The sequence below is a fragment of the Cytobacillus sp. genome, from assembly GCF_964223445.1.
In the GTDB taxonomy this organism is placed as follows: Bacteria; Bacillota; Bacilli; order Bacillales; family Cytobacillaceae; genus Cytobacillus.
Map to the genome: position 1 here is coordinate 1 of NZ_CAXQGS010000119.1, position 5606 is coordinate 5606.

The window sequence follows — 5606 nt, forward strand, 5'->3', positions numbered from 1 at the left end:
CCTGCTGGAAGAATTCTTTAAATGGTTTATATTATTTTATACTATTTATCAGCATATCACATTTGATGAACCATATGATGGAATTGTGTATGGTGCTTCTGTATCACTTGGCTTTGCCACTGCAGAAAATATCTTCTATCTCGTCGCGCTCGGTGTGGAACACGCTCTTGGAAGGGCCTTGCTTCCGGTTTCCAGTCATGCTCTCTTTGGTGTTATCATGGGCTATTATATAGGAAAAGGAAAATTCTCGGCAACCTCGACAAAAAAATGGATAGCCTTCTCGCTCTTTATACCTTTTCTCCTTCACGGTATTTACGACTACATCCTGATTTCCTTAAAACATTGGATTTTTATCATGTTTCCATTTATGATTTTCCTTTGGTGGCTGGGCTTAAGAAAAGTGAAAAAAGCAAGGGCACATAGCGTAAACCACATGAATAATCAATTTGATTTACAGAAAACTCTCCATTCCTGATGGAGGGTTTTTTATTTTGCCGAAAACCAACCTAAAGTAAAAAGACTCAAGTTATTGAATAAAAAGCCAAGGACTACAAAAAATAGGGTCAATGAAAAAAGATTGACTTTTGGAGGTTAAAATCCATGAAAAAGAATTTTTTGGCAGGAAAGGTTCTACTCATAATCTCCCTTTGTGTTCTGGGAATTCCATTGAGCGGGAATATGGACAAAGCTAATGCCTTTTCGAACCAGGTTATCCAGCACGGAGCTGTTGGAGATGATGTAATCGAGCTTCAGTCCCGCCTGCAGTATTTAGGTTTCTACAATGGGAAAATCGATGGAGTTTTTGGGTGGGGAACCTATTGGGCACTTAGGAATTTTCAATATGAATTCGGCCTTCCGATAGACGGGCTTGCTGGTCAGGAAACAAAAAACAAGCTCGTAAAGGCATCCAAGTATAATGAACAGTATGTGAAAGAACAAATTAATAAGGGCAATAAATTTACCCACTACGGCGGGGTGGACACTGAGAAGCAGACTCAGCCTCAGCAAGGGGGATCTTCCGGGGGAACGGCACAGCAGCAGGAAGCTCCTAAACAGCCGACCGCTGCAAATGTGCCTAACGGATTCTCAGAAAATGATATCCAGCTGATGGCCAATGCGGTTTATGGAGAATCTAGAGGGGAGCCATATACAGGCCAGGTGGCAGTTGCCGCAGTAATTTTAAACCGTGTAGAAAGTGCTTCATTTCCAAACACTGTTTCTGGTGTTATATTTGAGCCTCGTGCTTTTACTGCCGTTGCCGATGGACAGATATGGCTAACGCCGAATGAAACAGCAAAAAAAGCTGTCCTTGATGCCATCAATGGATGGGATCCAACAGGCGAGGCACTGTATTACTTTAATCCGGATACAGCTACAAGCGGATGGATTTGGACACGGCCGCAAATCAAGCAAATTGGAAAACATATATTCTGTAAATAGAGGGGTGAATGATCATGCTTAGAGGAATTCTAATAGGCGTACTTGCACTGGGTGTTGCCGGTACAGCGTTCTGGGGTTATCAGGAGCACCGGGAGAAAAATGCAATCGTAATTAATGCCGAAAATAATTATCAAAGGGCATTTCATGATTTAACTTACCAAATTGACTTATTGCATGACAAAATTGGAACAACCTTAGCAATGAATTCTAGAGCTTCACTATCACCTGAATTGGCCGAAGTATGGAGATTGACTTCAGAAGCCCACTCAGATGTTGGCCAGCTGCCTCTCTCGCTTCTTCCTTTCAATAAAACAGAAGAGTTTCTATCCAATATTGGAGATTTCAGTTATCGGACAGCAGTAAGGGACTTGGAGAAGGAGCCTTTATCTGATAAAGAATATCAAGCGCTAAAGCAGCTTTATAAACAGTCGGCTGATGTTCAGCAGGATTTGCGCAAAGTTCAGCATATGGTGCTTGAGAAAAACTTACGGTGGATGGATGTAGAAATGGCGCTTGCTTCAAATGAGGAAGCTGCAGATAATACAATCATAGATGGATTTAAGACAGTGGAAAAAACGGTTGAAGGCTATGGAGAGACAGACTTTGGACCTGCGTTTGTAAATATGCAGAGGAAAGATGAAAATTACAAATATCTTAAGGGTAAAGAAATAACAGAAGAAGAAGCTGCACGAATAGGCCGGCAATATGCAAACCTGGGAAATAATATTAATATCAGAGTGACGGAAAACGGTAAAGGATCTGATTACGGGTTCTTTAGTGTAAGTATTCAAAATAAGAAAACAAAAGAAGAAGCAAACATGGATATCACTAAAAAAGGCGGTTATCCAATCTGGTTTATACTGGATAGGGAAGTGGCGAAACAAAAAGTAAGCCTTAATGAAGCAAGCAATAATGCGGTTAAATTTCTGAAAGACAATGGTTTTAAGGACCTTGATTTATTCGAGAGTGCTCAGTATGACAATTTAGGGGTATTTACCTTTGTATCCAATCAGGATGGTGTAAGAATTTATCCGGACTCCATTCGTGTGAAAGTTGCGCTTGACAATGGCAAAATGGCAGCCTTTTCTGCTGAGGATTATTTAAAGGCTCATCACCAGAGAGAAATTCCTGAGCCTGCAATCACTGCAGAAGAGGCGAGAGCCAAGGTAAATCCACAGCTGAAAGTCATGGAAGACAGACGGGCAATAATCATTAATGATTTGAATCAGGAAGTTTCCTGTTATGAATTTCTTGGCACTTTGGGTGAAGATACCTACAGAATCTATATAAACGCAGAAACAGGACAGGAAGAAAAAGTAGAAAAGCTTAAAAATGCTGAACCAGTATTTGAAGATGTATTGTAGAGAAAGCCAGATAGGCTTTCTTTTTTTGTTTTAAATAGCATATGGGTCTTTTTGCCTAATTTTTTTCAAAGATTCTATTGCAGGATTCTTTTATACCGGTCATAATTAAATGACAAGATTATCCTTTTGCTAAGGGGAAGTGTGTCAGTGTGATAAATATTGGAGAAACATTGCTGCTGGAATTAACCTACTCGGAAAAATCCGAGAAATATAAATGCAAGCTTGCTGAAAGAGAAGGAAATAATCTATATATTGATTATCCGATAAATCAAGAAACGAATAAAGCTGCTTTCCTGCTCGATGGGACTCAGCTGAAGGCAACTTTTTTAGCTGAAGATGGGACTGTATATCTTTTCGAAAGCGAGGTTATGGGAAGAGTTAAGCTGAAGATTCCGATGATGGTTTTATCATATCCAGGGGACGAACATTTGGTAAAAATTCAGCGGCGCCAGTTTGTCCGGGTTGAAACACCTGTTGATGTTGCTATCCACCCGGAAAGTAATGAGTTTATTCCTTTTGTATCCGTTACGGATGATATTAGTGCGGGCGGGGCTGCAATCATCGCACAAAGCAGAAGTTCTTTAAAAGCGAATATGCAAATACATACTTATTTCGTATTAGCAATGCAAAACGGCGACAATTATTATTTGCGGCTTAAAAGTAAAGTTATCAGAGTTTCTGAACCTAAAAATGGAAAATCGCTTATTTCTGTTCAGTTTATGGACGTAAGCCCCCAGGATAGGCAATTGCTTTTGCGATTTTGTTTCGATAGGCAATTGGCTATGAAGAAAAAAGGCCTGGAAATATAAATAAAGGAATATTTTTTATATTCATCTCTCATAATAGATGGTGAAGTCTATTGGCTTATTCTTATATTTACAGTTGGAGAGATGGCAATGATGAAAACGGTAGAGAGGATTATTCTAAAGTTAATTATTGTGCAATTTGTTTTCTTGCTGTTCACTCAATTTTTCTTTCATCATATGGATGCTTTACCGGAATTAAAGCAGCTGACACAGTATGAGGGTGTAACAGATCAGAATTTCACTGAGCTGCTTGAAACGTTCAGGGAAAATTATTAGCAGGCGGGCGCCTGCTTATTTTTGTGCTGGCGGTCGTGTTGAAAACGATAAATTATAAGTCTTTTAGGGGCTTTTTTTAAAAATTGCAAGACTTAAAAAACAGCTTAATTATGCACTGATGCAGACTTATTATGTTAAAATAAAGCTGAATGAACCTGGGGAAGAAGCGGCCAGGGGTACAGGAGGAACTATGAGCAAACGTATATCAATTGCAATTGACGGCCCAGCTGCTGCAGGGAAAAGTACAGTAGCAAAGATTGTGGCAGAAAAATTATCTTACATATATATTGATACTGGTGCCATGTATCGTGCCTTGACTTATAAAGCGATTCAGAAGAATGCAAGTCTTGAAGATGAAGCTTCTCTTATGGAGATTCTAAACAATACAGGTATTGAACTGCAGCCTGGCGAAAAAGGGCAATTAATTTATCTGGACGGCCAGGATGTGACAAATGAAATCAGGACTTCTGAAGTGACAAATTCTGTTTCTATAGTTTCCATGCATAAGCTGGTTAGAGAAGAAATGGTACTGCGCCAGCAAAGCTTTGCCTTAAATGGAGGAGTGGTAATGGATGGCCGGGATATCGGAACCCATGTCCTGCCCCATGCAGAAGTAAAGATTTTCCTTTTAGCCTCTGTCGATGAAAGAGCTGTAAGGCGACATAATGAAAATATCCAGAAGGGATATCCATCTGATCTTGAAAAGCTTAAGGAAGAAATTTCCTTAAGGGACAAACTGGACTCTGAGCGTGAAGTAGCTCCCTTAAAGAAAGCAGAGGATGCAAAAGAGATTGATACAACTTCTTTGTCAATTGGACAGGTAGTCAATAAGATAATGGATCTGGCTATTGAAAGGATTGGTACAAAGTGAATCTCTATTCTTTTGCCAAAGCAGCAGTCTATGGAGTTCTAAAACCCATATACAGATTTGAAGTAATTGGTAAGGAGAACTTTCCTGCTGAAGGGGGCGTCCTTTTATGCTCCAATCATATAGATAATCTTGATCCTCCGGTGGTCGGCATTAATGCCCCAAGGCCAGTTTATTTTATGGCTAAAGAAGAGCTATTTAATGTCCCGGTTCTGGGGAAAATTCTTCCCGATCTAAACGCATTTCCTGTCAAGAGAGGAATGAGTGACAGGGAGGCATTAAGAAAAGGGCTTGGAATCTTAAAAGAAGGAAATGTTTTAGGGCTGTTTCCAGAGGGTACTAGAAGTAAAACGGGGCAGCTGGGGAAAGGACTGGCAGGTGCAGGTTTTTTTGCTCTCAGGTCAGAAGCGCATGTCGTTCCCTGCGCCATTATTGGACCCTATAAGGCTTTTTCAAAATTAAAAGTTGTTTACGGTAAACCAATTGATATGAAAGAGCTAAGGGAAAGAAAGGCTTCGGCGGAGGAAACCACCGAATTGATTATGTCAGAAATAGGTAAATTAATTGAAGATTATTCATAAACCTTCTTGCTTGACAAAAATCTTCTTTTGTAAGAAGTTAGTAAAAAGGCATTTTTTAAAAAGGCGAAAATATTCGAAAAATTAGGCTGTCCTTTACTTTGAACTTCTAGGAATGTCTAGCTCATCGCCTACCCCCTCGAGGTCACAAGCTTGTCTTGTTTCGGCACCTAGGGACTCGGGGTCATAAGCCGTTTCCTTTCAGAAGGAAAAACGCCTTCTTACAGGAACCGTCTTATGCCTGTCGTCCCTGGGCAGTCGCCTCCACATTTCG

Annotated in this window: 7 protein-coding genes; all 7 read left to right on the top strand. The window is 40.2% G+C overall.

All coding sequences use genetic code 11. The annotated features are described in order from the left end of the window. Positions 1–475: PrsW family glutamic-type intramembrane protease (locus ACEQ1T_RS20410; RefSeq protein ID WP_370224482.1), on the top strand; the 475-nt coding region annotated here is incomplete at its 5' end. 125 nt (positions 476–600) lie between these two features. Then, positions 601–1440 (top strand): spore cortex-lytic enzyme, encoded by an 840-nt coding sequence (gene sleB, locus ACEQ1T_RS20415; RefSeq protein WP_206838244.1) that lies wholly within the window; start codon positions 601–603, stop codon positions 1438–1440. Between the two features lie 14 nt (positions 1441–1454). Continuing rightward, a complete protein-coding gene (gene ypeB, locus ACEQ1T_RS20420; RefSeq protein ID WP_370224484.1) occupies positions 1455–2804 on the top strand; it encodes a germination protein YpeB in 1350 nt (449 codons plus the stop codon). Positions 2805–2953: 149 nt separating this feature from the next. Continuing rightward, the gene (locus tag ACEQ1T_RS20425) at positions 2954–3613 is read left to right on the top strand and encodes a flagellar brake domain-containing protein (protein WP_206838239.1); all 660 of its coding nucleotides are present in this window, start codon (positions 2954–2956) and stop codon (positions 3611–3613) included. Between the two features lie 87 nt (positions 3614–3700). After that, entirely contained in the window at positions 3701–3886 is a 186-nt protein-coding gene (locus ACEQ1T_RS20430; protein ID WP_370224485.1) for a YpfB family protein, read from the top strand. 190 nt (positions 3887–4076) lie between these two features. Next, positions 4077–4757, top strand: coding sequence for a (d)CMP kinase (gene cmk, locus ACEQ1T_RS20435; RefSeq protein ID WP_206838237.1), 681 nt, complete (start codon positions 4077–4079; stop codon positions 4755–4757). After that, on the top strand, positions 4754–5335 hold the full coding sequence (locus ACEQ1T_RS20440) for a 1-acyl-sn-glycerol-3-phosphate acyltransferase (RefSeq protein ID WP_206838235.1): 582 nt from the start codon (positions 4754–4756) through the stop codon (positions 5333–5335). Before cmk ends, ACEQ1T_RS20440 begins: the two co-directional genes overlap by 4 nt. Positions 5336–5606: the final 271 nt, after the last annotated feature.